General features: G+C 66.4%; 1 protein-coding gene. It reads right to left on the bottom strand.

What is annotated here, in order from left to right; genetic code table 11:
- A partial coding sequence (locus AC13HU_RS38080) for a transposase (protein WP_483046565.1) occupies positions 1-364 on the bottom strand: 364 nt, incomplete at its 3' end.
- Between the last annotated feature and the right edge of the window lie 127 nt (positions 365-491).

The following is a 491-nucleotide window of genomic DNA, read 5'->3' on the forward strand; positions in this document are numbered from 1 at the left end:
GGTTCAGGGGGCGGGTGAAGGGCTCGTAGGACATCTCGCGGAGGGCGGCGGCGATGTTGAGGTGCCCGGCTGCGCGGAGTTGGTTGATCGCGAGGTTGCGGAGGGTGGCCATGTTCTCCGGGCCGTGCCCGGTGTGGACTTTCGAGGCGTCCTCACGGAAGGTGACATCTCGGACGAAGTGGAGCCGGTTCTCGATGATCCACTGGGACCTCGCGATCTTCGCGAGTCGCTGAGGGGACGCCTGTCGGCTGGTCAGGTCGGTGATGACGTAAACCGTCTCGCGGGTGCGCCTGCCGGTCTTGAGGCAGGTACGGTGACATGTGATGCGAGCGGCCTGTGCCGGTCTTGAGGCAGGTGCGGTGATGTGTGATGCGAGCGGCCTGGGCGGCGTGCGGGAAGTCGAGGCCGTCGACGGTGAGGACCTGCACCACGCGTGTCTCCTTGCGGCCGTGGCCTTCGGTGCGGTCGTAGAACTTCGCGGTGACCTCGTT

It is taken from the genome of Streptomyces sp. NH27 (genome assembly GCF_056859195.1).